Below are 26,379 nucleotides of genomic sequence, written 5' to 3' on the forward strand. Positions count from 1 at the left end.
TTTCCGTGTTAAGAACCTATGGGGATTGCTGGGGCATGCGCAAACTATTTTTTCGACGAGTTTGTATCAGTCACCTTCGTCGTCTCCTCCAAGCTCTTGACCTGCACAGATGGCCAGAACGTCGGCTCCGAAGCGGTTGAGCTTGCGCACGCCGACCCCGGGGATCCGCGCGAGCTCACCCTCGTCGTCGGGCACGGTCTCGGCGATCGCCATCAGTGTCTTGTCGGTGAAGACGCAGAACGCGGGCTGCCCGCTGCGCTGCGCCTGCACCGCCCGCCACTCACGCAACCGCTCGTAGAGACCCTCGTCCATGTCGGAGGGGCAGTCCTCACAGCGCATCAGTTTCATCTCGCCGGCGTCGGTGAGGGTACGACCGCAGACCCGGCAGCGGGCCGGAGTCCGACTCGTGCGCCGTACCGCCGTGCCACCGCTGCTTCCGACACCGCGCTCGACGCCTCCCGTACCGCCGCCGCTGCTCCGTCCCGCGGTGGCGACGGAGCCCGGGCGCAGCCCGTCGAGGAAGCGGCTGGGCCGGCGGTTGGCTCTGCCACCGGGTGAGCGGGACAGCGCCCAGGAGACGAAGAGGTGCTCTCTGGCCCGGGTGACACCGACGTACAGGAGGCGGCGCTCCTCCTCGATCTGTTCGTCGGTCTTTGCGTAGGTGATCGGCATCATGCCCTCGGCGACACCGACCAGGAAGACGACGTCCCACTCCAGTCCCTTGGCGGAGTGGAGGGAGGCGAGGGTGACGCCCTGCACGGTCGGAGCGTGCTGGGCACTGGCCCGCTCGTCGAGCTCTGCGACCAGGTCGCTGAGGGTGGCGCCCGCCTTGGCGGCGGCGAAGTCCTGCGCGAGGGACACGAGGGCGGCCAGCGACTCCCAGCGCTCTCGGACCGCGCCGGAGCCTGCGGGGGGCTGGCTGGTCCACCCTTCGCCGGACAGCACGGCACGGACCTGTGAGGGCAGGTCGACGGCGTCGTCGAGCAGCGAGTCGTTGCCCCCGAAGCGGGCGGCGGCGCGCAGGGCGGCGCCCGCCTTGCGCACCTCAGGGCGGTCGAAGAACCGCTCGGCGCCGCGCAGCTGGTAGGGCACTCCCGCGTCGGCGAGGGCCTGTTCGTAGATCTCGGACTGGGAGTTCGTACGGAAGAGGATCGCGATCTCGCCCGCGGGGACGCCGGAGGCGATGAGGTCACGGATGCGGCGGGCGGCGCCCTCGGCCTCGGCGGGCTCGTCCGTGTACTCGGCGTAGACGGGCTCGGGGCCCGGGGCGCGCTGGGAGATCAGCTCCAGGCGGTGCTCGGCGGCGCGGCCGCGGGCCTGGGCGAGCAGGCCGTTGGCGAGGTGGACGACCTGGGGCGAGGAGCGGTAGTCGCGGACGAGCTTGACGACTGTGGCTCCGGGGTGGCGGATGCGGAAGTCGAGAAGGTGGTCGGGAGTTGCACCGGTGAACGAATAGATCGTCTGGCTGGCGTCACCGACGACGCAGAGGCTGTCGCGCTCGCCGAGCCACAGTTCCAGGAGTCGCTGCTGGAGCGGGCTGACGTCCTGGTACTCGTCGACCACGAAGTGCTGGTACTGGGAGCGGACCTGCTCCGCGATGTCGTGACGGTCCTGGAGGATCGCGACCGTCAGCAGCAGGACGTCCTCGAAGTCGATGACCGCTCGGTCGCGCTTGAGGTCCTCGTACGTCCCGTACAGCTGGGCGATCTCGGCCGGGGCGCGGGGGACTTCGCGGCCGGCCTTGGCGGCGGCGGCCGCGTAGTCGGCGGGGATGGTCTGGGTGACCTTGGACCACTCGATCTCCGCCGTGACGTCCCGCAGTTCCCCCCGGTCGAGGCGGATGCGGCAGGCGGCCGCCGCGTCGGCGACGAGCTGGATCTTGCGGTCGACGAGCCGGGGCAGGCTGCCACCGACTGCTTTCGGCCAGAAGTACTGGAGCTGGCGCAGCGCGGCGGAGTGGAAGGTGCGGGCCTGGACGCCGCCGGCGCCGAGCTGGCGGAGGCGGCCTCGCATCTCGCCCGCGGCACGGTTGGTGAAGGTGACGGCCAGCACACTGGAGGGCTGCAGGATCCCGGCGCGCACCCCGTAGGCGATGCGGTGGGTGATCGCCCGCGTCTTGCCCGTACCGGCGCCGGCCAGCACGCACACCGGACCGTGCAGGGCGGTGGCGACCTCGCGCTGCTCTGGGTCGAGCCCGTCGAGCACCGCGTCGGCCGTGTCCGGAACCTGCGGGAAGAGGGTGGAGTGCGTTGCTGCTGTCACCCCGCCATGCTGCCAGGTCGCCGGAGACGGATGAGCCGGTTGTCCACAGGGAGGCCCTCGCAGTCGTACTAATGCGGCAGGCATCACGTCCTGCGGGACAGCTCCGGATACCCCCTACGGGAATGGGGGCCAGGTCACATACGTTCCACTGGCAGCGACCACGCACCCCGAAGCCGTGAAGGAGCGCAAACGACATGCAGGGCACTGTGACGATGTACAGCACCACGTGGTGCGGCTACTGCCGTCGGCTGAAGAGCCAGATGGACCGCGAGGGCATCACGTACAACGAGATCAACATCGAGCAGGACCCGCAGTCCGCGGCGTTCGTGGAGAAGGCGAACGGCGGAAACCAGACGGTTCCCACCGTTCTCTTCCCGGACGGTTCGACGCTCACGAACCCTTCGCTGGCTCAGGTGAAGCAGAAGATCGGCGTCTGACGGACGTCAGGCCACTGCCCGCGTCGGCAGGGGCTTGCCGTACCAGAGCTCGATGAGGCGGGCCGCGATCGAGATTCCGTAGGGAGGCAGGACCTCCCCGGACTCGAAGGCGGCCCGCAGGTCTTCTCGGGAGAACCAGCGGGCCTCGTGGATTTCCTCGCCGTCGACGTTGATCTCGGACGAGGTCGCTCGGGCCATGAAGCCCAGCATGAGGCTGGAGGGGAAGGGCCACGGCTGGCTGGCCACGTACTCGACCTCGCCGACCGTGACGCCCGCCTCCTCGAAGACCTCGCGGCGCACGGACTGCTCGATGGACTCGCCGGGCTCGACAAAGCCCGCGAGCGTGGAGAAGCGGCCTTCGGGCCAGTGCACCTGGCGGCCGAGCAGGATGCGGTCCTCGTCGTCCGTGACCGCCATGATCACGGCCGGGTCGGTGCGCGGGTAGTGCTCGGCGCCGCAGGCGGGGCAGCGGCGGATGTGCCCGGCGGCCGCGATGACCGTGCGCTCGCCGCAGCGCGAGCAGAAGCGGTGCAGTCGCTGCCAGTTCTCCAGGGCGACCGCGTGCACCATCAGGCCCGCGTCACGGGGAGACAGCAGCAGTCCGGCCTCGCGCAGACCCGCCGGGCGTGCGGACTGGTCGATACGGCCGGGAAGCGCGTCCTTCTGGAGTGCGAAATAGCTCACACCGTCGTCGTCCGTGCCCAGGAAGTAGCGGTGCGCCTCGGTGAGCGGGGCCTCGAAGGAGGGGGTCATCACGAGTTCGGTGGTGCCGTCCGCCGTCTCGTCGAGGAGCACCTGACCGCCGGAGACCACGAAGACACGGGTCGTGGGGTGGCTCCAGGCCGCCGCGAGCCAGGCCTCGTCGAGCCGGTGGTGGGCGGCCCGGTCGATGCCGCTCGGGGCGGTGAGCGAGATGGGACGTTCGGCGGTGCGGTCGGTCCAGGTGGTCACGGGTGCTTCCAACTCCCCCGGTGGAACGGTTATTTCGGCGGGCGGTTCAGCAGGACGTACGGCAGGGCGGGTGCGCGGGGCGCTCTTCAGGGCGTGAATCGGCTTCTTCAGTGTGCCTCGCGCCAGTTCTCGGCCAGATCGCCCCACAGGTAGGCGGTGGTTTCGACGCCCTTCATGAGGAGATCGAGTTCGACCTTCTCGTTGGGGGCGTGCCAGCCGTCGGAGGGAACGGAGATGCCGAGGAAGAGCACCGGGGCGCCGAGGACTTCCTGGAGGTCGGCGGCGGGTCCCGAGCCGCCCTCGCGGGTGAAGCGGATCGGCTGCTCGAAGGCGCGGCTCATGGCGCGCGCGACGGACTGCAGGGCCGGGTGGTCCAGGGGTGTGAGACACGGGCGCGTGGCCGCTCCGAACGTGATCTCGTGCCGGATCCCCGCGGGCAGCTGCTCGGTGACCCAGGCGCGTACGGCCTTCTCGATGTGGTCCGGATCCTGGCCGGCGACCAGCCGGAAGGAGAGCTTCACCATGGCCGAGGACGGGATGATGGTCTTGCTGCCGGGGCCCTGGTAGCCGCCGCCGATGCCGTTGACCTCGGCGGTCGGACGGGCCCAGATGCGCTCCAGGGTGGTGTGTCCGGCCTCTCCGTGGGTGGCCGTCGACTTGGCCGTGCGCAGCCACCGCTCCTCGTCGAAGGGCAGCTCGGCGAAGAGCTCGCGCTCCCGGTCGGTGAGTTCGGTGATGCCTTCGTAGAAGCCGGGTACGGCCACGCGCGCGTGCTCGTCGTGCAGCGCGGCGACCAGGCGGGCGGCGGCGGTCGCCGGGTTGGGCACGGCGCCGCCGAAGGAGCCGGAGTGGATGTCCTGCTCGGGGCCGTGCAGCTCGATCTCGCACTCGGCGAGGCCGCGCATGCCGGTGCACACCGTGGGGGTGTCCTCGGACCACATGCCGGTGTCGGAGACGATCACGGCGTCGGCGGCGAGCCGCTGCGCCCGCTCTTCTACGAGGTCACGGAAGTGCGGCGAGCCGGACTCCTCCTCGCCCTCGATCAGCAGCTTGAGGTGTACGGCCGGGGCGGTGCGCCCGGTGGCGGCGAGGTGGGCGCGGACCCCGAGTGTGTGAAAGAACACCTGGCCCTTGTCGTCGGCGGCCCCGCGCGCGTGGAGGCGGTTTCCGCGGATCACCGGCTCGAAGGGCTCGGTGTCCCAGCCGTCCTCGAGGGCGGCGGGCTGCACGTCGTGGTGCCCGTAGACAAGGACCGTCGGGGCTTCCGGGTCGTCGGAGGGCCACTCGGCGAAGACGGTCGGCGCGCCCGCGGTCGCCCAGACCTCCGTGGTCGGGAAACCGGTCTCCCGGAGCTTGGCGGCAAGCCAGTCGGCGCTGCGCGCCACGTCCGCGGCGTGGTCGGGCTGGGCCGACACCGAAGGGATGCGCAGCCACTCCGCGAGGTCGTCGAGGAAGGCCGTGCGGTGGTTCTGGATGTACGTGCGGACGGTGCTGACGGCGTTGTCAACGGGCTTGCTCATGCTTATGAGCCTATCCGCCCACAGAGGCGTGTTCGTCCGGCGGTTCCCCCGGAGCCTGTTCCTGGGGGCCCGCTGGGTCTTCGATGAGCAGCCTCTCCAGTGCGGCACGGTCCGGGAGGTCGTGCGGTCGCACGACCTCGCCGCTGCGGACGTACAGGAACGCCGCCTTGACGGACTCCAGGGGCACACCTTGCTGCTCGGCCCAGGCGAGGCGGTAGAGCGCGAGCTGGAGGGGGTCGGCGGTGCGTCCGCGGCTGGTCTTCCAGTCGACGATCTCGTACGTCGTCCCGTCGCCCTCGCCTTCCCTGTAGACGGCGTCGATACGGCCGCGTACGACGCGTCCGGCTATGGCGAGCTGGAAGGGCGTCTCGACGCGGTGGGGAGTGCGGTGCGCGTACGGAGTGCGTTCGAAGGCGTCCTTGAGGGTCTCCAGGTCGCGCTCGTCGGCGATCTCGGCCTCGCTGCCGGGCAGCTCCTCCGGCTCCAGCATGGGCAGCCGCAGCTCTTCGAAGCGCGACTCCACCCAGGCGTGGAAGCGGGTGCCCTGGCGCGCGGCGGGCTGCGGGGGGCGCGGCATGGGGCGTGCCAGCTCCTGCGCGAAGCCCTCCGGGTCGGCTGCCAGGCGCAGCACCTGTGACGCGGTGAGCGAAGACGGCAGGGGTACGTCCGTGACGCTCGCGCGGGCGCGCAGGAGCTCTCCGGTCAGGGCGTCCAGATCGCGGTCCCAGGAGGCGAGGGTGCGGGCTTCTTCCGGGGTGAGGTCCGCTTCGGCGGGGTGCCGACGTGCGTGCGGGATCGTCGGCCCCGGCAGGTCGCCGTCCGGCTCTCCGGCGAGCGGCACGCGCGCGTGCTGCACCGGTACGGGGCGCGTCGGCCGGGCCGTGGTCCACGCGTCCCAGTCGGAAGAGTCGTCGTCGGGGAAGTCCGACGACTCGGCGTGGTCCGGGAAACCGTCCTCTCCGTCTGGGAAACCGTCCTCGTCGTAGGGCGGTTCGTCGTCCTCCGGGGGAGGTGGCCATTCCGGGTCGTCGAAGGAGGCCGGGTCGTGGGTGGCCCCGGCTCGGCCCCTCTCCGCCCCGGAGTGGGCCTCCTCGCGCGACGCCACCCGCTCCAGGTGCGCGAGTACGGTCTCCGCGGCCGCGCGGCGGCGGGCGAGTGCCGCGTCGTCGAGCGGGAGCGGCCACGCGTGGTCGGCGGCTGCCTCGCGCAGGGCGGGGTTCTCCTCGTCCTCCGCGGGTTCGTCCGCCCAGACCTCGATCTCGCCGTGTCCCGCCGCGCAGTGCTCGTACAGGGCGTGCAGGAAGTCCGAGGGGCCGCGCAGCCGCTTCTGGGAGGGGCCCCACCAGTGGCCGGAGCCGAGCAGCAGCGAGCGGGGGCGGGTGAAGGTGACATAGCCGAGACGGAGTTCCTCGGTGTGCTGGTGGTCCTTCATGGCCTCGTGGAAGGCCTTGATCCCCTTGGCGTCCCAGGCGTCGATGTCGGGAAGTGTGTCGGCGTCGCCGCGCAGCTCGTGCGGCAGGACCTTGCCCTGGGCGGTCCATTTCTCGCGGCCCTGGCTGCTGGGGAAGGTGCCGTTGACGAGGCCGGGGGCCGCGACGACGTCCCACTCCAGGCCCTTGGACTTGTGCGCCGTCAGGACCTTGACAGTGTTCTCGCCGCCGGGCAGGGCGTTGTCGAGGCCCTTCTCGTACTGTGCGGCGGTGCGCAGGAAGCCGAGGAAGGCGAGCAGGGTCGCCTCGCCGTCGCCCGCGGCGAAGGAGGCGGCGATGTCCAGGAAGTTCGACAGGGTCTCGCGTCGGCGGGCGGCCAGGGCGTGCGGGGACGCGGACAGCTCGACCTCCAGGCCCGTGACGGCGAGCACCCGGTGCAGGACGTCCATCAGGGGGTCGGCGAGCGAGCGGCGCAGGTCACGCAGCTCGGCGGCGAGCCGCGCGAACCGCACCCGTGCGTCCGGCGAGAAGGGCAGCCCGTCGTCGTCCCCTTCGGCCTCGATGGGCAGCTCCAGAAACGTGTCGAGGGCGTCCGCGAGCGATATCACCTCGGCCGGGTCGACCCCCTCGACGGCTGCGGCGAGCCGGCGGTCCGGGTCGTCGTCGGCCCCCACGCGCGCGTGCGACACGAGAAGTCGGGCACGCCGTCCCAGGAGGGCGAGGTCGCGCGGGCCGATCCGCCAGCGCGGGCCGGTGAGCAGGCGGACGAGGGAGGCGTTGGCGCCGGGGTCCTGGAGGACCTCGCAGACGGCGACGAGGTCGGCGACCTCGGGGAGGTGCAGCAGCCCGGAGAGGCCCACCACCTCGACGGGGATGTCGCGGGCGACGAGCGCGCCCTGGATCTCGGCGAAGTCGGTGGCCGTACGGCACAGGACCGCGATCTCGCCGGGCGCCTTTCCGGTGCGTACGAGATGGGCGATGGAGTCGGCGAGCCAGTCGATCTCCTCGGCGTGGGTGCGCAGCAGCGCGCAGCGGACCAGTCCGTCGCGCTCGGCCCCGGGGGCCGGGCGGAGGGCCTCCACGCCCGCGTGCATGGCGCGCAGGGGCTCCGCGAGGTCGTTGGCGAGGTCGAGGAGGCGGCCGCCACTGCGACGGTTCTCACTGAGCGCCTGGCGGCTCGCGAGGCGGCCGTCGGGGTGCGCGAAGTGCTCGGGGAAGTCGTCGAGGTTGGCGACGGAAGCGCCGCGCCAGCCGTAGATGGCCTGGCAGGGGTCGCCGACCGCGGTCACGGGATGGCCGGTGCCGCCGCCGAAGAGTCCGGCGAGCAGGACGCGTTGGGCGACCGAAGTGTCCTGGTACTCGTCCAGCAGGACCACGCGGAACTCGTCGCGCAGGATCTCTCCGACTTCGGGGCGGGTGCGGGCCAGGGTGGCCGAGAGGGCGATCTGGTCGCCGAAATCGAGGAGGTCGCGCTCGCGCTTGGCCGCCCGGTAGCGGCCCACCAGCTCGGCGAGCTCGCGCCGGGCCGCGGCGGCCTCGGGGACCTTGCGCAGATCGGCGTTGGTGAGTCTGGCGCCCTCCAGGGAGCGCAGTAGCTCGGCGTCGTAGGCGCGCAGGTCCTCGGGGCGTACGAGGTGTTCGGCGAGTTCGGAGTCGAGGGTGAGGAGGTCGCCGACCAGGTCGGGGAAGGAGCGGGTCAGTGCCGGGTACGGTCCCGGGGCTTCGCGCAGCACGCGTGCGGCGAGCTGGTAGCGGGTGGCGTCGGCGAGCAGACGGGACGTCGGTTCGAGTCCGATGCGCAGCCCGTGGTCGGTCAGCAGCCGGCCCGCGAAGGCGTGGTACGTGGAGATGACGGGCTCGCCCGGCGGGTTGTCGGGGTCGATCACGTCCGGGTCGGTGACGCCCGCCTTGATGAGCGCCTTGCGGACGCGCTCGGCGAGTTCGCCGGCCGCCTTGTTGGTGAACGTCAGGCCGAGGACCTGCTCGGGGGCGACCTGTCCGGTGCCGACCAGCCACACCACGCGTGCCGCCATCACCGTGGTCTTGCCCGAACCGGCTCCGGCCACGATCACCTGCGGGGCGGGCGGTGCGGTGATGCAGGCCGTCTGCTCCGGGGTGAACGGGATGCCGAGGAGCTCCTTGAGCTGCTCGGGATCGGTGATACGGGCGGGCACGTCAGAGAGGCTAGCCGCGCCCACTGACAGCGGGGGCCACATCGGCCACCGGGGCGAAAGAACCGCTGGTCAGCACACGTGGTGCCGTACATCACTCGTCTCCGTGGAGTCCCCTGGGGACACCTCGCCCGGCGGCCGGCGCCCTTCGGGACCCGTCACTCCACCACGTGCCGCCCTTCAGGCCGAGCGCTGCACGACGCCCGGAACGCGCAGTGTGTGCAGTGTTGTCCCGCGGTCGGCGAGAACCGTTCGTCGAGGACCTTGCCGGCGGCAGTGGCCAGGAGGTCGCCGACCCACTCGCCCTCCAGCGGCGCCTGGGCCTGCACCTTGGGCAGGGTCTCGCCGCCGTTCTTCTTCGCGGCGCCCTGGCGCAGCTGGACGAGTTCGGCACCGCCCGACTCGGGGCGTACGCCCTCGAAGGCGTCGTCGACGGCGCCTTCGCGGACGGCGAGCTGGTAGACGGCGAGCTGCGGGTGGTGTGTCACCTCGGCGGCGCTCGGCGCCTGTTTGCCGGTCTTGAAGTCGACCACGTAGGCGCGGCCTTCGGTGTCCGCCTCGACGCGGTCCATGGAGCCGCGGATGCGTACCTCGTAGGAGCCCGCTTCGAGGGTCACGTCGAAGTCGTGCTCGCTGGCCACCGGCATACGCCCGGTGCGGGCTCCAGTGGAGTCGACATGCCACTTCAGGAAGCGTTCGAGCGCCACGCGCGCGTGCTCCTTCTCCTGAGCCGACTTCCAGGGCGCGTCGAAAGCGAGGGCGTTCCACACGGAGTCGAGGCGCTCCATGAGGACGGCGAGGTCGGCGGGGGTGTGTCCGGACGCGACCTCGTCGGCGAGGACGTGCACCACGTTGCCGAAGCCCTGGGCGGCCGTCGCGGGCGCGTCGGCCTTCACCTCGCGGCCCAGGAACCACTGCAGGGCGCAGGTGTTGGCGAGCTGGTCGAGGGCGCTTCCGGAGAGCACGACGGGCTGGTCGCGGTTGCGCAGCGGGACCTTGCTCTCGGTCGGCTCGTACATGCCCCACCAGCGGTACGGGTGCGCGGAGGGGACCAGAGGACGGCCGTCCTCGTCGGCGAGCGCCGCCAGGCGGGCGAGGCGGCGGGCCGCGGCCTGTCGAAGGGGGTCCGAGACGCGCGGGTCGACGGTCGTGGCACGCAGCTCGGCGACCAGCGCGGCGACGGACAGGGGGCGGCGGGGACGGCCGGTCACGTCCTTGGGTTCGACACCGAGTTCGGTGAGGAAGCGGGAGGGCTGGTCGCCGTCGTCGGCGGGGGCCTTCACGGCGGTGACGACGAGGCGTTCACGCGCGCGCGTGGCGGCCACGTAGAACAAACGGCGCTCTTCGGAGAGGAGCGCTCCGGGCGTGAGGGGTTCGGCGAGCCCGTCGCGCCCGATGCGGTCCGCCTCCAGCAGGGAGCCGCGGCGGCGCAGATCCGGCCACAGGCCCTCCTGGACGCCCGCGACGACGACAAGGCGCCACTCCAGGCCCTTGGAACGGTGCGCGGTCATCAGGCGTACGGCGTCGGGGCGTACGGCCCTGCGGGTGAGCGTGTCGGCGGCGATGTCCTCCGCCTCGATCTCCTCCAGGAAGTTGAGGGCGCCACGGCCCCCGGTGCGCTCCTCGGCGCGCGCCGCGGTCGCGAACAGCGCGCACACGGCGTCGAGGTCCCGGTCGGCGTTGCGCCCGGCCGCACCACCGCGCCGTGCGGCCCGCTCCAGGCGCTGCGGCCACGGTGTGCCCTCCCACAGGTCCCAGAGCGCCTCCTCGGCCGTCCCGCCGCCCGCGAGGCGCTCCCGCGCCTTGCGCAGCAGCGCGCCGAGGCGCTGGGCTCCCCGGGCGTACGCCGGGTCGTGCGCGACGAGCCGCTCCGGCTCGGCCAGCGCGCGGGCGAGCAGGTCGTCGGACGGCGGCGGTACGAGGTTGCCGGCGGCGCGCTCCTCCTCGCGCAGCGCGCGGCCCAGGCGCCGCAGGTCGGCGGCGTCCATGCTCGCGAGGGGCGAGGCGAGGAGGGTGAGCGCGGTTTCGGTGTCGAGCCAGGGCGCGCCCTGCGGGTCAGCGTCTTCAGGTACATCGGCGTCTTCGCGTACGTCTTCTTCGGATACGTCAGCGTCGTCACGTACGTCGGTGTCTTCGGATGCGTTTGCGTCGTCACGTACATCGGTGTCTTCAGGGACATCGACGACTACGCCGCTGTCGGCACCGGAGGCCACGTCCGCACCGGACTCTGCCCGCGCCACCGCCCGCAACGCCGTCAACAGTGGCGTGACCGCCGGCTCGTGGCGCAGCGGCAGATCGTCGCCGTCGATGTCGAGCGGCACCCCAGCCGCGGTGAGCGCCCGTCGGATCGTCGGGATCGTGCGGGAGCCCGCGCGCACCAGGACGGCCATGTCGCCCCAGGGAACGCCGTCCTCCAGGTGGGCGCGGCGCAGGATGTCCGCGATGTTGTCGAGCTCCGTACCGGACGTCGGGTACGTGTAGACCTCGGCGCCGCCCCCGTCCCGTACCGGGGACAGCTCGCGGTGGGCGCGCACCTTCTCCGCCGGGAGGCGGGTCAGCGGCATCCGCTGGGTGAGCAGGCGGGTGGCGGCCAGCAGGGCGGCTCCCGAGCGGCGGGACGTCCTGAGTACCTCGACCGGCGCCCGACGGCCGTCCGCGCGCGGGAAGGCGTCGGGGAATTCCAGGATGCCGTTCACATCGGCGCCCCGGAAGGCGTAGATCGACTGGTCGGGGTCGCCGAAGGCGACAAGGGTGCGCCCGCCGCCCGCGAGGGCGCGCAGCAGCCGCACCTGCGCGGGGTCGGTGTCCTGGTACTCGTCCACGTAGACGGCGTCGTACTGGGCGGCGAGGCGCTCGGCGACCTCGGGGCGCCGGGCGAGGAGCACCGCGCGGTGGACGAGTTCCGCGTAGTCGAGCACTCCTTGCATGTCGAGGACGTCGAGGTACTCGGCGAGGAAGGCCGCCGCCGCACCCCAGTCGGGGCGGCCGATGCGCCGGGCGAAGGCATCCAGGGCGTCGGGGCTCAGGCCCAGTTCACGGCTGCGGGCGAGGACCGCGCGGACCTCGTCGGCGAAACCGCGGGTGGTCAGGCAGGCGCGCAGTTCGTCGGGCCAGCGCACATGGGCGAGGCCGAGCCGCTCCAGGTCGGGCTGGCCCGCGAGCAGCTCGCGCACCGCCACGTCCTGCTCGGGACCGGACAGCAGCCTCAGCGGCTCCACGAAGAGGTCGCTGTCCTGGTGGGCGCGGACCAGGGCGTAGCAGAAGGAGTGGAAGGTGGTGGCCTGGGGCGCGCGGGCGGCCCCTATGCGCAGCGCCATACGGTCGCGCAGTTCGACGGCCGCCCTTCTGCTGAACGTGAGCACCAGGACCCGCTCCGGGTCGCCGTCCCGTGCGATCCGGGCGGCCACGGACTCGACGAGTGTGGTCGTCTTGCCGGTGCCCGGACCTGCGAGAACGAGCAGCGGGCCGCTCCCGTGGTCAACCACCGCGCGCTGCCCTGCGTCCAGACGAGGGGGATCCACCCGGACCGGCGGCGTACGCACCAGTCGGTACGCGCCGCGGGTCCCCTGGCGCACCTGGGGGTGCGTCAGGCGCCTGTGGGAAGAGGAGGAGCTCACGTGGTTCGCCGGTCCTGGTGGTTGTGCGATCTGTCACTGCCGGCGCTGAGCGCCGACGTGGAGGCATGGTGGTCGGGTGACGGGTGGGTGGACCACCGCGCCTGGAGGGCGGTGGCCGCGAGGTGAGGGGGATGCGCGCCGACGACGCTACGCCGGTGAGCTTCGTGGATGGAGGGCTTCCCCTTCTTCCCTCACACCACGTGCGTCCCTCGCTCCACGAACGTACGGCATGTCACGGATGTGCCTCGTTTCGCTCGTACGGGCCACAGGTTCCCCTTCCGCCCGTCCGATGCCGGAAGCTGTCAGGTGTGACCTTCCGCGCGCTCGCCGCCGTCCCATCGCGCCCGTCTCATGTCGACGCGCGGCAGATGCCCCTCGGAGGCTCTGCTCGCCTCCTTCAGGGGCGTGCCCTCGTCGCGGTAGTGAGCCAGCGCCCGCAGTTCGTGACCGGGGAGCAGCACGCCGTCCGCGCGTATGACGCGCCACCACGGAACCGCTCCTCCGTAGAGGGCCATCACGCGGCCCACCTGGCGCGGTCCGCCCTCCTCCAGCCATTCGGCGACGTCGCCGTACGTCATGACGCGTCCGGGCGGGATCAGCTCGGCGACCTCAAGGACCCGCTCCGCGTACTCCGGCAGGGCATCCGCCGGAAGGCTCTCCTCGCTCATCCGACCCATCCTGCCCCACCCCACCGACAATGTGACTCGGTGATGACTGTGCGTATCCCTCGCCCCGCGGCGACGCTTGGGGCAGACTGTGCGCCCCCGCGTTTGCACCCTGATGCCCCCGTGTGTCGGTGGGGCATGCCACCATCGTGCGGGCGGTGACTGGTGATACGAGACCAAGAAGAGACGATGAGGCAGCAGGGCGTGCACCCCGAAGACGCGGAGAGCACCTCCGAGGCCTCGTCACGCCCGGACACCGGCGGCGTCGACGAGAGAGACGAGAAGGACACAGCCGAGAAGGCGAACGAGTCCGCCTCCAAGACGGCCGAAGAGACCGCTCCTCGGACGTACGAAAAAGAGAAGCAGCAGGTCAAGCAGGACACCGACTGCGCCGACGGAGCCCACACCGACGAGGTCGAGGGCGACGAACCGCTGCTCCCCGCGCGCGTGCACCGTCCGTCCGACCTGATGCGGCTCCTGGTCGGCTTCCTCGCGATCGTCCTGCTCCTCGCCATCGCCGCGTTCGCGCACGGCACCACCTCCGGGCTCGAACAGGACATCAACAAGGGCACGGGCCAGGCACCCGATCTGCTGATCAAGATCGCGGGGCTGGCGTCCAGCATCGCGATCCTTCTGGTGCCCGTTGCCTTCGCTATCGAGCGTCTGATCAAGCGGGACGGGCTGCGCATCGCCGACGGCGTCCTCGCCGCGGTCCTGGCGCACGGGGTGACACTCGCCACGGACCTCTGGGTCGCGAAGGCCGCCCCGGACTCCATCCAGGAGGCCCTCACCCAGCCCTCGCCGGGTGACATCCACGCCCTCACCGACCCCGTGCACGGCTATCTCGCACCGGTCATCGCGTACATGACGGCCGTCGGCATGTCTCGCAGACCGCGCTGGCGCGCGGTGCTCTGGGTGGTGCTGCTCCTCGACGCCTTCTCCATGCTGGTCACCGGCTATACGACACCGTTCTCGATCATCCTGACGGTGCTGATCGGCTGGACCGTCGCGTACGGGACGCTGTACGCGGTCGGCTCGCCGAACGTACGGCCCACCGGGCGGACGCTGATGGCGGGCCTGCGGCATGTCGGCTTCCACCCGGTGAGCGCGGCCCGCGAGGAGGCACCGGAGGCCACGGAGAACGGCGACCGCGGCCGGCGCTACTTCGTCACCCTGGAGGACGGCCTGCCGCTCGACGTCACCGTGGTCGACCGCGAGCAGCAGGCACAGGGCTTCTTCTACCGCGTGTGGCGCCGGCTGACGCTGCGCGGCATCACCACGCGCCGCAGCCTCCAGTCGCTGCGCCAGGCTCTGGAGCAGGAGGCGCTCCTCGCGTACGCGGCCATCGCGGCCGGGGCCAACGCGCCCAAACTGATCGCGACCTCGGAACTCGGCCCGGACGCCGTGATGCTCGTCTACGAACACACCGGTGGCCGCACCCTCGACTCGCTGCCCGACGAGCTCATCACCGACGATCTGCTGCGCGACACCTGGCACCAGGTGCAGGCACTCCAGTCCCGGCGCATCGCGCATCGCAGACTCGCCGGTGACGCGATTTTGGTGGATCGTTCCGGCATGGTGATCCTCACCGATCTGCGGGGCGGCGAGATCGCGGCCGGCGATCTGCTGCTGCGTATGGACATCGCCCAGATGGTCACCACGCTCGGGCTTCGTGTGGGCGCGGAGCGCGCCGTGGAGTCGGCGGTCGGCGTGCTCGGCCCCGACGCCGTCGCCGACTGTCTGCCGCTGCTTCAGCCGATCGCGCTGACGCGCGCCACGCGCGCGACGCTGCGGAAACTGGCCAGGGAGCGCGCACACCGCGAGCGCGAGGCGGTCCTGGAGGCCTCCCGGCAGGACAAGCTCGCCCGCGCCGAGGAAGCCAGGAAAGACACCACTCCCGTACTCGAAAAGCCCGGCAAGAAGGCGGTACGCGCCGAACAGCGGGCCGAGAAGCGGGCGATCGACGAGGCTCTGGACGAGGCACGCGAGGAGGATCTGCTCACCCAGATCCGCCACCAGGTGCTGCTGATCAGGCCGCAGGCGCCGGTCGAACCGGCCCGCCTGGAGCGGGTCCGGCCGCGCACGCTGATCAGTTTCATCGCCGGCGCGATCGGTGCGTACTTCCTGCTGACGCAGCTCACCCACATCGAGTTCGGGACCCTCTTCGACAACGCCGAGTGGGGCTGGGTCGCCGCGGCCGTGCTGTTCTCGGCGCTGAGCTACTTCGCGGCGGCGATGAGCCTGCTCGGCTTCGTGCCCGAGCGGGTGCCGTTCCTGCGGACCGTTGCGGCTCAGGTCGCCGGCTCGTTCGTGAAGATCGTGGCACCCGCCGCGGTCGGTGGCGTCGCCCTCAACACCCGCTTCCTGCAGCGCTCCGGGGTGCGGCCGGGGCTCGCGGTGGCGAGCGTCGGCGCGTCGCAGCTGTTCGGGCTCGGCTGCCACATCCTGATGCTGCTGTCGTTCGGCTATCTGACCGGCACCGAGAAGACGCCGTCCCTGTCTCCGTCCCGCACGGTCATCGCGGGTCTGCTGACGGTCGCGGTGCTGGTTCTCGTGATGACGTCGGTGCCGTTCCTGCGCAAATTCGTCGTCACGCGCGTGAGGTCGCTGTTCGCCGGTGTGGTGCCGCGCATGCTCGACGTTTTGCAGCGGCCGCAGAAGCTGGTCACCGGCATCGGCGGCATGCTGCTGCTGACCGCCTGCTTCGTGATGTGCCTGGACGCGTCGATCCGTGCGTTCGGCCACGAGGAGACCACCACGCTCAGCCTCGCCAGCGTCGCCGTCGTCTTCCTCGCCGGTAACGCGCTGGGCTCGGCGGCACCCACCCCCGGAGGCGTCGGCGCGGTCGAGGCGACCCTCACCGTCGGTCTGATCGCCGTCGGCCTCCCCAAGGAGGTCGCCGCGCCCGCGGTGCTGCTGTACCGGCTGCTGACCCTGTGGATTCCGGTGCTGCCGGGATGGCTGTTCTTCAACCACCTGACGCGCAAGGGCGCGCTCTAGGCCGGCGTACGGGCCGGCTCGTACGCCCCTCGGCGTGTCCCTGCGCGGACGGTCCCGTACACCCCACGGCGGCCCCTCACCCGCACGGCTCGCGCCCCGAGCGCCTCGCCCGGCACGCCCGCAGGATGGGGTCATGCCGAACCCTCCCCAGCTGCGCGCCGCTGCCCTGACCGTCGCCGCCGTCCTGCTGTCCTCCTTGATGACGGGTTGCAGCGACGGCTCCAAGGACGAGGATCTGACGGCCCAGAAGCTGAACTGGAAGGAGTGCCCGGCGCCGTCCGAGTCCGAGGGCGGAGGCAACGCCCCCTCACCCCTGCCGGGCGGTACGGAGTGGCAGTGCGCCACCTTGAAGGCGCCCCTCGACTGGGCCGAGCCCAAGGGCCACACGATCGGGCTCGCGCTGATCCGTGCGAAGACGAGCGGCGACCCGAGCAAGCGCATCGGCTCGCTCCTTTTCAACTTCGGCGGCCCGGGCGGCTCGGGCGTCACCACACTGCCCGCCTTCGGCGAGGACTACGCCACCCTGCGCACCCGCTACGACCTGGTGAGCTTCGACCCGCGCGGGGTCGGCCGCAGTGCCGGCGTGAAGTGCGAGGACGACAGTCAGCTCGACGAGTACTTCCAGCAGGACGCCACCCCGGACGACACCGCCGAGCAGCAGACGCTCCTGACGAACACCAAGACGTTCAACGCGGCCTGCGAAAAGCACTCCGGCAAGACGCTCCCCCACGTACGCACCACCGACGCGGCCCGCGACATGGATCTGATGCGGCAGGTACTCGGCGACGACAAACTGCACTACTTCGGCATCTCGTACGGCACCGAACTCGGCGGCGTCTACGCCCACTTGTTCCCCAAGAACGTGGGACGCGCGGTCTTCGACGCGGTCGTCGACCCGACGCAGAACCCCGAGCAGAGCTCACTCGGGCAGGCCCAGGGCTTCCAGCTCGCGCTCGACAACTTCGCCGACGACTGCACCTCGAAAAAGGACCCCTGCCCGATCGGAGACACCCCACAGGACGTCAAGGACCGCATCGCCACCCTCCTGAAGGAGCTCGACAGCAAGCCGATCCCCGGCGTCTTCCCCCGCGAGCTCACCCAGACCGCCGCGACCAACGGCATCGCGCAGGCCCTGTACTCCAAGGACTTCTGGGAGTACCTGACGGAGGGCCTGCAACAGGCGTACGACGGTGACGGCAGGGTGCTGATGCTGCTCTCGGACTCGATGAACGGGCGCAGCGAGAACGGCCAGTACAGCAACATCACCGCGGCGAACGTCTCCATCAACTGCGCGGACGACAAGCCGCGTTACACCTCCGACTACGTGGAGTCGAAGCTTCCGGAGTTCCGGGCCGCCTCGCCGCTGTTCGGTGACTATCTGGCCTGGGGCATGGTCAGCTGCGCCGACTGGGCCGTGGCGGGCGCCGCCGACCACCCGGACGTCGGCGCCGCGGGTGCGGCCCCGATCCTCGTCGTCGGGAACACCGGCGACCCGGCCACGCCCTACGAGGGTGCGAAGAAGATGGTGGACGCGCTGGGCAAGGGAGTCGGCGTCGAGCTGACGTACAAGGGCCAGGGGCACGGGGCGTACGACAGCAAGAACAAGTGCGTGCAAAGCGCCGTGAACGGCTATCTGCTGGAGGGGACCGTACCGCCGGCCGGAACCGTCTGCACCTAGAAAACCGCAGGTCAAAGAGTTATCCACAGGGCTCGTCGGTCGCTGAGCGCTGACGCCTAATATGGCTTGCGTGTGATCCGCGACTTCGGGCGGATCACGGGCGAGGGGGAGCTCATGACACGTTTCGCACGGTGGACGGCCGCGGCCGCCGCCGCGTTGCTGGTGGCGGGCTGCGGCAGCGGCTCATCGGGGGACGGCACGGACGAGGGGAAGAACAGCGATACGCCGTCGGCCGCCGCGCCGTCTTCCGGCACGGCCTCGGGACTGCCCGCCTCACTCACCTCGCAGAAGCTCGACTGGGGCCGCTGCAAAGGCACTTCGGACTCCCCCGCGCCAGGCAGCGGCTGGCAGTGCGCGACGCTGAAGGTGCCGCTGGACTACGCGAAGCCGGAAGGCGGGACGATCGGCCTCGCGCTGATCCGCTCGAAGGCGACCGGCGGCCAGAGCAAGCGCATCGGCTCCCTTCTGTTCAACTTCGGCGGCCCCGGCGGCTCGGGCGTCTCCACCATGCCCGCGTACGAAAGTGTCGTCGGCCAGCTGCACGAGCGGTACGACCTGGTGAGCTGGGACCCGCGCGGCGTGGCCGCCAGCGAGGGCGTGCGCTGCCGCAGCGACAAGGCGATCCAGACCGCCGAGTCGGTGGACGCCACACCCGACGACGCGGCTGAGGAAGCGGCCTACTTCAAGGACGCCACCGACTTCGGCAAGGGCTGCGAGAAGGCCGCGGGGAAGCTGCTGTCACACGTCTCGACGACGGACACGGCCCGCGACATGGACCTGATGCGCCAAGTCCTCGGCGACCAGAAGATGCACTACTTCGGCATCTCGTACGGCACCGAACTCGGCGGGGTGTACGCCCACTTGTTCCCCAGGAACGTGGGACGCCTGGTGCTGGACGCCGTCGTCGACCCGAGCGCCGACACGGTCGGCCACGCCAAGAACCAGACCCTGGGCTTCCAGCGCGCCCTGGACGACTACCTCAAGTCCACGGGCCAGGACCCGAAGCAGGGCTCCCAGAAGATCGTGGACCTGCTGAACCGGATCGACACGAAGCCGCTGCCGACGACCAGCGGGCGCAAGCTCACTCAGACGCTCGCGCTCACCGGTATCGTCCTGCCGCTGTACAGCGAGGAGGGCTGGCCGCGCCTGACCAGCGCCCTCAAGGCGGCCGAGGACGGAGACGGTTCGGAGCTGCTGGATCTCGCCGACGGCTACAACGACCGTGACTCCTCGGGGCACTACGGCACGACGACGCATTCGCAACGGGTCATATCGTGCTTGGACGACAAGCAGCGGCCGACGCCCGCGGAGACGAAGAAGCTGCTGCCCGAGTTCGAGAAGATCTCGCCCGTGTTCGGGGACTTCATGGGCTGGGACACGGCGGGCTGGTGCCACGACTGGCCGGTGGCCGGTCAGTACGACAACCCGGAGGTCAGCGCCCCGGGAGCCGCACCCGTCCTGGTCGTCGGCAACACCGGGGACCCTGCGACACCGTACGAGGGCGCCCGCAAGATGGCCGACGAGCTGGGCAAGGGCGTCGGCGTGGAGCTCACCTGGAAGGGCGAGGGCCATGGGGCGTACGGAAGTGGGAGCGACTGCGTCGACTCGACCGTGAACAGCTATCTGCTGGACGGGACGGTACCGAAGGACGGCAAGGTCTGCGCGTCGTAGCCCCTGCGGGCCGACGGCACTCGCCCCGGCCCGCGCGGGTCGCGCCGCAGACAGCGGAAAGGGGCCCGGCACACCGAGTGCCGAGCCCCTTCACCGAAGAAGGCGTACGCCTAGTACACCGGCTTGTCCGGCTCGATCTGGTGGACCCAGCCGATCACGCCGCCGCCGACGTGCACGGCGTCCGAGAAGCCCGCGGACTTCAGGACGGCGAGGACCTCCGCACTGCGGACACCCGTCTTGCAGTGCAGGACGATCTTCTTGTCCTGCGGAAGGGTCTCCAGGGCGGTGCCCATGAGGAACTCGTTCTTCGGGATCAGCTTGGCGCCGGGGATCGAGACGATCTCGTACTCGTTGATCTCGCGGACGTCGATGATCTCGATGTTCTCGCCGTCGTCGATCCACTCCTTGAGCTGCTTGGGAGTGATCGTCGAACCGGCGGCCGCCTCCTGGGCCTCCTCGGACACGACGCCGCAGAAGGCCTCGTAGTCGATGAGCTCGGTGACGGTGGGGTTCTCGCCGCAGACCGCGCAGTTCGGGTCCTTGCGGACCTTGACCTGGCGGTACTGCATCTCCAGGGCGTCGTAGATCATCAGGCGGCCGACGAGCGGCTCACCGATGCCCGCGAGGAGCTTGATCGCCTCGTTGACCTGGATGGAGCCGATGGACGCGCAGAGCACACCCAGGACGCCGCCCTCGGCGCAAGAGGGGACCATGCCCGGCGGCGGGGGCTCCGGGTAGAGGCAGCGGTAGCAGGGGCCGTGCTCGGACCAGAAGACCGAGGCCTGGCCGTCGAAGCGGTAGATCGAGCCCCAGACGTACGGCTTGTTCAGCAGCACGGCCGCGTCGTTGACCAGGTATCGGGTCGCGAAGTTGTCCGTGCCGTCGACGATCAGGTCGTACTGGCTGAAGATGTCCATCACGTTCTCGGCCTCGAGCCGCTCTTCGTGAAGGACAACGTTCACGTACGGGTTGATGCCCAGCACGGAGTCGCGCGCCGACTCGGCCTTGGAGCGGCCGATGTCCGCCTGGCTGTGGATGATCTGGCGCTGCAGGTTCGACTCGTCGACCTCGTCGAACTCCACAATGCCGAGCGTGCCCACGCCCGCGGCGGCCAGGTACATCAGCGCCGGCGATCCGAGGCCGCCGGCGCCCACACACAGCACCTTGGCGTTCTTCAGCCGCTTCTGCCCGTCCATGCCCACATCGGGGATGATCAGGTGGCGGGAGTACCTGCGGACCTCGTCTACGGTGAGCTCAGAAGCTGGCTCGACCAGGGGTGGCAGCGACACGGGGACTCCGTTGGTCGGTCAATCACTACAGTTGTTCTCCCCGTAACACTGCCACGCCCTTCTTCATTCCGAGACACCCGTTCCGATCCGCGAGACGATTTCGTCCCAGTAGCCGGGCATCGTCGCCCAGGGGTCGGCCCGGCCGCCCTGGTCGGTGCGGTCGGTGAAGTAGATCGTCGAGGCGCCCTGCCAGCGGGCGATGCGCAGCGCCTCGTCCAGATGGCCGCGCGGCACACTGTGTACGAAGTGGCAGAAGCGCTCGGGCGGATAGTCGGCGGTCCACTCGGCGACCTGCGACCAGCGGTAGTCGCTCCAGGAGCCGGAGAACGTCACCAACTGGTCGGCGCTCTCGGCGTACCCGGGGTAGGGGTGGCCGCCGTGGCCCAGCACGATGTGCGCGCCGTCGAGGAGCGCGCGGAGCGTGGTGACCGTGCGGCGGACCTCGGGGAGCGCGGCGCGCTCGGTGGGGCAGCGGTCGAGGAGGAATCCGTCGACCCGGTACCAGTCGAGATAGCGGTGGGCGTCGGAGATCAGTTCGCCGAAGCTGCGCGCGCCATAGGTGGTGTCCAGGTGCCCGAGGATCCGGACCCCCGCGTTGCGCAGCCGTCCCGCGGCCTCCAGGCAGTGCGGGTCGGGGCGCGTGCCGGGGCCCTTGGCCACGTTCAGGACGACCCAGTGCAAGGGGGTGCCGGGGCGGGTCAGCTCGCCCCACTCCACGGGAGCGACAAGGGGGTGCGCATAACCGGGGATGCCGAACCCGAGGCCTAAGTCGGTGCTCGCGGTGCCCGCTGCGGTGCTGGTCAGATACGGCATGCCGCCTCCATCCAGATGTCGGCGAGGGATTCCTCGAGGTTGATCCGGGGCCGCCAGCCGAGCCGGTCGCGCGCGGTGCGCACATCGGCCTGCTGCCAGCTGCCGCAGCCGTCCGGGTAGGGATAGGCGACCGGGGCCGCGTGGTCCGGTTCGCTGCGGGGGTGGCCGATGGCTGACCTCATGGGTCCGGGCGGGCCGTCGAGTTCGTGCAGGGCGCCGCCGTAACCGGCCACGCGGGCGAGGACGGCGGCGGCGTCGCGGAGACGCACGGCGCGGCCCGAGCCGATGTTGATCACGCCTTGCGCGGCGGAGAGCGAGGCGGCGTGGACGGCGCGGGCGACATCGCGGACGTCGATGAAGTCGCGTTGGACGCCGAGTCCGCCGAGTTTGAGTTCGCCGTCGCCGGACTGCATGGCACGGCGCAGGGCCTCGGCGAGACGGCCGAGCGGGGATCCGGCGGGGGTTCCGGGACCGGCGGGCGAGAAGACGCGGAGCACGACGGCGTCCAGGCCGGAGCCGAGGACCAGTTCGGTGGCGGCGAGCTTGCTCACGCCGTACGGGCCGCCCGGGCGCGGCACGGCGTCCTCGGCTGTGGAGGAGCCGGGCTGGCTGGGCCCGTACTCGGCGCCGCAGCCGATCTGGACGAGCCGTGCCCCGCAGCCGCTGCGACGCAGGGCCTCGCAGACGGTGGCGACGGCGACGGTGTTGTGCCGGGTCAGTTCGCGGGCACCGCCGCGGGTGGCGCCCGCGCAGTTGATGACGACTCCGGGATGTACCGCGTCCAGGAAGCGGGTGAGCGCGCCGGGGCTGCCTGAGGCGAGGTCGAACCGTACGTCGGCGTCGTCGCCCCGGCCGAGCGCGGTGAGCTGCACGGCTGGGTCGGCGAGCAGGCGGTCGGCGACGAAACGGCCGAGGTATCCGTTGGCTCCGATCAGCAGGACCCTCATCGGGCGGCTCCCGGGGCGGACTCTCCGGTTCGGGAGGTGATCATCTGGCGTTCTCCTTCGAGGTGATGCCGTAGGTCGGGGAGAGGGCCCGCGGTGTCGGCCCCGCGGGAGTAAGGGGCCCGTGCCCGGGGTGCTGTCCCGGGCGCCGGGCGCGGCTCACGGTGGTGGGGGACGCCGTGGGTCGGGTTTCGGGTCGCCGTCCACGGCACCTGAGGCCATGGGTCCGGCACGTCAGGCTGCTCGCCCTGGAGTTGAAGCGGCTTGCCCTGGACCTGAGGCCGTGCGGCCTCGGTTCGATGGCGTGCGGCCCAGGCGTGAAGCCGTACGGCCTGGACCGGCCGAGCGTGTGGACCACGGCTCCGGCCGATGGGCGCGCCGAGGCCCTGATCGGTCGGGGAGCCGGCGCTCCGATCGGTCCGTGGGCCAGGGCTCGGTGCGCGGCTCATGTCGCCCCGCAGGGCAGGGCGTGGGCCGAGGCCCGGGTCAGGGTGCGTGTCGAGTGGACGAGGAGGACGAGGGTGGCCGCGCCGCACACCAGGGCCGGTACGGCGCCCGGTCCCCAGGCGTCGACGACGGTCTCGACGGGGGTGGCCAGGAACGAGCAGCCGGGGAGGCGGCCCGCGAAGACCGTGGCGAGGGCGGTCGCCTCGGCAGCGCCCGCGACGGCCAGCACGACGGCCGGGGCATGGGTGAAGCCCCGCGCTGTCAGCAGCCGGGCGAGCAGGAGCAGCGCGCCGAGGGCACCGGCTCCGGCGTACGCGGTGGGCTCGCCCAGTGCCGCTCCGCACAGCGCGAGCAGCGCGCCGAGGGAGCACAGGAACAGGCCGAACGCCCCGAGGAGCAGGGGCTGTACGGAGGAGGCGAACTCCTCCAGGCCACGGCTCGCGGTCAGCCGGCGGCTCGCGCGTACCGCGAAGAGGTGGGCGCACCAGGCTGCCGGGGCGCAGGCCAGGGCGAGGGCCAGCAGGGGTGCGGTGGCCAGCGGCCAGGGGCCGTCGGGACCGCCGTCGAGGCCGGCGCTCAGCAGTCCGTCGCCGAGGAGGGCGTACGCGATGAGCCAACACGTCCACGCGCGCGTGGCGCTCGTGGTGCGGTGGCCGGTGCTCAGAGGGCCGCGGCGGAGGGCGACGCGCAGGCCGAGCGCCACGGCGAGGGCACCGACCGCGGCGACCGCGAGGCGCGGCTGTCCGTCGGTGAGCCGCAGCCCGGCCACGGCCATCGCGCAGAGGGCGCCCGGCAGCAGAGCGAGCGCCGCCCAGTCGGCGCGCGCGCCGGGGCGCGCCGAGGTCACCGCGCGGGGCGCGGGCTCCCCGTCGCGGGGCACGCGCGCGTACATCTCCTCGGCGAGCGAGAACACGTCCCGGTGCCGGAACCGCGTGGCGGTCCGGTCGGTCACCCCGTGTGCCTCCAGGCCCGCCGCGATCTCCAGCGGGTCCACGGCCCGTTCGCAGAGCTCGCGGTGCCGGTGCATCAGGGCTTTCACGGGGTCCACGGCACCGCGCCGCCCGGTGGCCTTGCGCGCGCCGTCAGCACCTCCCGTGCCACCATCCGCACCTCCCGTGCCACCGCCCGCGCCCGCGCCACTCCCGGCGCCGAGGCGGTCCCCGGCGCCCAAGCCGCCCGCGCCACTCCCCGCACCCAGGCCGCGCGCGCCGCTCGTACCGCCCACGCTGTCTCCCGCGCCCAGGCCGCCGTCACCACTCGTGCCGGCGCGCGCCGCGCTCTCGCCCGCCCCACGGGGTGCGAAGAGCCCCGCACGAGGGCCGGCAGAGCCTCCGGCTGTCTCACCGAAGCCGCCGGAGCCGCCCGCCGTCCCGTCGGCGCCGGCTGCCCCTTCCCGCACACTCCCCGCCCGTACGTCCGTCTCCCCCACCCCCGAGACGAGCCACTCCTCCGACTGCTGGTCCCAGGCCCCGGGGCTCGCCGGTGTTCCGGGCCGGTCCAGTTCGCCCAGGTCGTCCAGCCCGTTCAGGCCGCCCGGTGCGCCCGGTTCGCTCATCACGCGCCCTCCCCCGCGGGCACGGGAACCGTCGCCCGTACCGGCGCACCGGCCGCCCAGCGCGGACGGCCCGAGGCCATGAGGCGGGTCTCGGCCCAGCGGCCGGGCAGGTGGGCCTCGGCAGGGACTCCGAAGGGCAACGGCTCTCCCTCGTCGTCGACGACCACCCGCCGTACGGGAGAGTGCGAGACGATCTCCAGGTAAATGCCGTGAAATGCCGCGACGTTCTGCTCGACGGTGAAGAGTTCGAGGGCGCGTGCGCGGCCGGCCGCGCCCAGGCGCTCACGGCGCTCGGGGTCGCGCAGCAGCGATACGCACGCCTCGGCGAGCGCCCGCGGATTGCGCGGCGGCACGACGAGGCCCGTACCCCCGATGACTTCGACGACCGCGCCCACGTCCGTGGAGACCGTGGCGCGGCCGCAGAACATGGCCTCGACGAGACTGATGGGGAAGCCCTCGATGACGCTGGACAGGACGATCACCGCTCCGGAGGCGTATGCCTCCGCGAGGCTGGGGACCTCCGGGCCGCCGATCTCCTCGAAGGACACCGGGTTGTCGCCGACCGCGTGCACGCCGTCCGCCTCGTCGGGGAAGAGCTGCGCGGCCAACGCCCTGCAGTGGGAGAGGTAGGTCGCGCCCTCCGGCCCGTCGGCGGGCGCGCCGACGATCCGCAACCGGGTCTTCGGTTCCTCCTTGCGGATCTCCGCGAAGGAGTGCAGCAACGAGATCAGGTCCTTGGCCGGTTCGATGCGGCCGACCCACACGAGCGTGTCCGGGTCCGCGCACCCGCTGCCCTCCGCGTTCTCCCCCACCTCGGCGAAGCGGGACGCCTCCATGCCGGGATAGACGGTGCGCAGTTTGGCGCGGTCGGCACCGCAGCGCTCCTGCCAGCGGCGGGCGTGTGTGTTGCCTGGCGTGATGAGGGCGGCCGCGCGGTAGACCTCGGCGGCGAGCCTGCCATGGAACGCGGCGAGCAGCGCCCGAACGGCGGGGGGCTCCCCGACGGAAGCGGAGGCCAGGTAGTGCGCCCGTAGCTGGACCCCGTACTCCGTGACCAGCAGCGGCACCCCGGAGAAGTGCCGGGCGAGGAGGCCGGGCAGCGCCGCCGCCCCGCCGGCCGCGGCGTGGCACAGATCGACCGAGTCGAGCCCGTCGTCCTCGTACCAGTCGAGCGAGAGGGGGCGCAGGGCTCGTTCGATGTGGGCGGCGACTGCCAGCAGGTCGGGCACGCGCGCCGTGCGCGCGGTGCGGAGTGCGCCGGGCGCGCGACAGGCGCGCTCCAGGGCGCGCACGGCTCCCTCGGAGCGCAGCGCGCCGACCAGGCCGCCCTCGTCCCGGGCGAGTTCGGCAAGCCCGTACAGCGCGTTGCCGAAACGGTCCGCCTCAACGCCGTCGGAGGCCGCCGAGCCGCCGGCCGTTCCCGAGCCCCCGGTCACCCCCGGCCCCCCGCACACCGCCGCGGCCAGTTCCCCGTATGCGTCCGCGAACCGCCGGCGCGCCCGCCGCCCGTAGACCACGCCGTCGTCCTCGGCCGTCCACAACGGTGCCGTCCGCACCCGGCTGACCTGCGGCGGCAGCTGGATCCAGCCCTCGTCCTCCTGCCGCTCGCTGCGGCTGAGCGCGTAGATGTCGAACTCATGCTGCCCGAGCCCGCGCACGAGCCGGTCGCACCAGAGCCTGGCGTCACCGCTCACATACGGATAGCCACCCTCCGTCAGCAGTCCGATGCGCACGAGTCCACCCCCGATCTCCCGTCTGGGGAGCCGCCGTTGACCCGGCGGCTCGCAGCGGGACGAACGTATGCGGACATGACGGTGGCGCGACGGACGGTTGTCCATCGCGCCACCAAAAGGGGTGAACGGTCGTAACTTTCCCGTACGGACCGCGTTCCGTCGCGCTAAGGGATCAAGCAGTTACGTTTCGTTAGGC

General features: G+C 71.7%; 15 protein-coding genes. 4 read left to right on the plus strand and 11 right to left on the minus strand.

Annotated features, from left to right (window positions below; translation table 11 throughout):
* Positions 1-66: 66 nt before the first annotated feature.
* On the minus strand, positions 67-2,262 hold the full coding sequence (locus OIC96_RS16120) for an ATP-dependent DNA helicase UvrD2 (protein ID WP_330307171.1): 2,196 nt from the start codon (positions 2,260-2,262) through the stop codon (positions 67-69).
* 194 nt (positions 2,263-2,456) lie between these two features.
* Between OIC96_RS16120 and OIC96_RS16125 the strand changes: the two genes are divergently transcribed.
* Positions 2,457-2,699 carry a mycoredoxin gene (locus OIC96_RS16125; RefSeq protein WP_081219297.1) on the plus strand — a complete coding sequence of 81 codons (243 nt, stop codon included), beginning with the start codon at positions 2,457-2,459 and terminating at the stop codon, positions 2,697-2,699.
* A gap of 6 nt (positions 2,700-2,705) precedes the next feature.
* Here OIC96_RS16125 and nudC read toward each other — a convergent pair whose 3' ends face one another.
* From nudC to OIC96_RS16150, 5 genes are all read right to left on the minus strand, one after another.
* Positions 2,706-3,650, minus strand: a complete 945-nt coding sequence (gene nudC / locus OIC96_RS16130) for an NAD(+) diphosphatase (RefSeq protein ID WP_330307170.1) — start codon at positions 3,648-3,650, stop codon at positions 2,706-2,708.
* A 107-nt stretch (positions 3,651-3,757) separates the two neighbouring features.
* A complete protein-coding gene (locus OIC96_RS16135; RefSeq protein ID WP_330307169.1) occupies positions 3,758-5,170 on the minus strand; it encodes a dipeptidase in 1,413 nt (470 codons plus the stop codon).
* A 10-nt stretch (positions 5,171-5,180) separates the two neighbouring features.
* On the minus strand, positions 5,181-8,774 hold the full coding sequence (locus OIC96_RS16140) for an ATP-dependent DNA helicase (protein ID WP_330307168.1): 3,594 nt from the start codon (positions 8,772-8,774) through the stop codon (positions 5,181-5,183).
* A 155-nt stretch (positions 8,775-8,929) separates the two neighbouring features.
* A complete protein-coding gene (locus tag OIC96_RS16145) occupies positions 8,930-12,388 on the minus strand; it encodes an ATP-dependent helicase (protein WP_330307167.1) in 3,459 nt (1,152 codons plus the stop codon).
* Between the two features lie 302 nt (positions 12,389-12,690).
* Positions 12,691-13,056, minus strand: coding sequence for an MGMT family protein (locus OIC96_RS16150; protein ID WP_330307166.1), 366 nt, complete (start codon positions 13,054-13,056; stop codon positions 12,691-12,693).
* 186 nt (positions 13,057-13,242) lie between these two features.
* Between OIC96_RS16150 and OIC96_RS16155 the strand changes: the two genes are divergently transcribed.
* The 3 genes from OIC96_RS16155 to OIC96_RS16165 all read left to right on the plus strand — a co-directional run bounded on the left by OIC96_RS16155 (position 13,243) and on the right by OIC96_RS16165 (position 19,402).
* A complete protein-coding gene (locus tag OIC96_RS16155; RefSeq protein WP_330307165.1) occupies positions 13,243-16,053 on the plus strand; it encodes a lysylphosphatidylglycerol synthase domain-containing protein in 2,811 nt (936 codons plus the stop codon).
* Between the two features lie 133 nt (positions 16,054-16,186).
* Positions 16,187-17,731, plus strand: coding sequence for an alpha/beta hydrolase (locus OIC96_RS16160; protein ID WP_330307164.1), 1,545 nt, complete (start codon positions 16,187-16,189; stop codon positions 17,729-17,731).
* 114 nt (positions 17,732-17,845) lie between these two features.
* Positions 17,846-19,402: an alpha/beta hydrolase gene (locus tag OIC96_RS16165; protein WP_330307163.1), complete on the plus strand. Its 1,557-nt coding sequence runs from the start codon at positions 17,846-17,848 to the stop codon at positions 19,400-19,402.
* A 110-nt stretch (positions 19,403-19,512) separates the two neighbouring features.
* On the opposite strand, the gene moeZ is transcribed toward OIC96_RS16165, so the two are convergent.
* The 5 genes from moeZ to OIC96_RS16190 all read right to left on the minus strand — a co-directional run bounded on the left by moeZ (position 19,513) and on the right by OIC96_RS16190 (position 26,183).
* Entirely contained in the window at positions 19,513-20,691 is a 1,179-nt protein-coding gene (gene moeZ, locus OIC96_RS16170) for an adenylyltransferase/sulfurtransferase MoeZ (protein WP_330307162.1), read from the minus strand.
* A gap of 63 nt (positions 20,692-20,754) precedes the next feature.
* Positions 20,755-21,504, minus strand: coding sequence for a spherulation-specific family 4 protein (locus OIC96_RS16175; protein ID WP_330307161.1), 750 nt, complete (start codon positions 21,502-21,504; stop codon positions 20,755-20,757).
* Entirely contained in the window at positions 21,492-22,451 is a 960-nt protein-coding gene (locus OIC96_RS16180) for an NAD-dependent epimerase/dehydratase family protein (RefSeq protein WP_330307160.1), read from the minus strand. The genes OIC96_RS16175 and OIC96_RS16180 overlap by 13 nt, the downstream gene beginning before the upstream one ends.
* A 442-nt stretch (positions 22,452-22,893) precedes the next feature.
* Complete coding sequence (locus OIC96_RS16185) at positions 22,894-24,450, minus strand: hypothetical protein (RefSeq protein WP_406502069.1); 1,557 nt, start codon at positions 24,448-24,450, stop codon at positions 22,894-22,896.
* Positions 24,450-26,183, minus strand: a complete 1,734-nt coding sequence (locus OIC96_RS16190) for a DUF3492 domain-containing protein (protein WP_330307159.1) — start codon at positions 26,181-26,183, stop codon at positions 24,450-24,452. The genes OIC96_RS16185 and OIC96_RS16190 overlap by 1 nt, the downstream gene beginning before the upstream one ends.
* Between the last annotated feature and the right edge of the window lie 196 nt (positions 26,184-26,379).

It is taken from the genome of Streptomyces sp. NBC_00775, from assembly GCF_036347135.1.
GTDB classification, from domain to species: domain Bacteria; phylum Actinomycetota; class Actinomycetes; order Streptomycetales; family Streptomycetaceae; genus Streptomyces; species Streptomyces lutosisoli.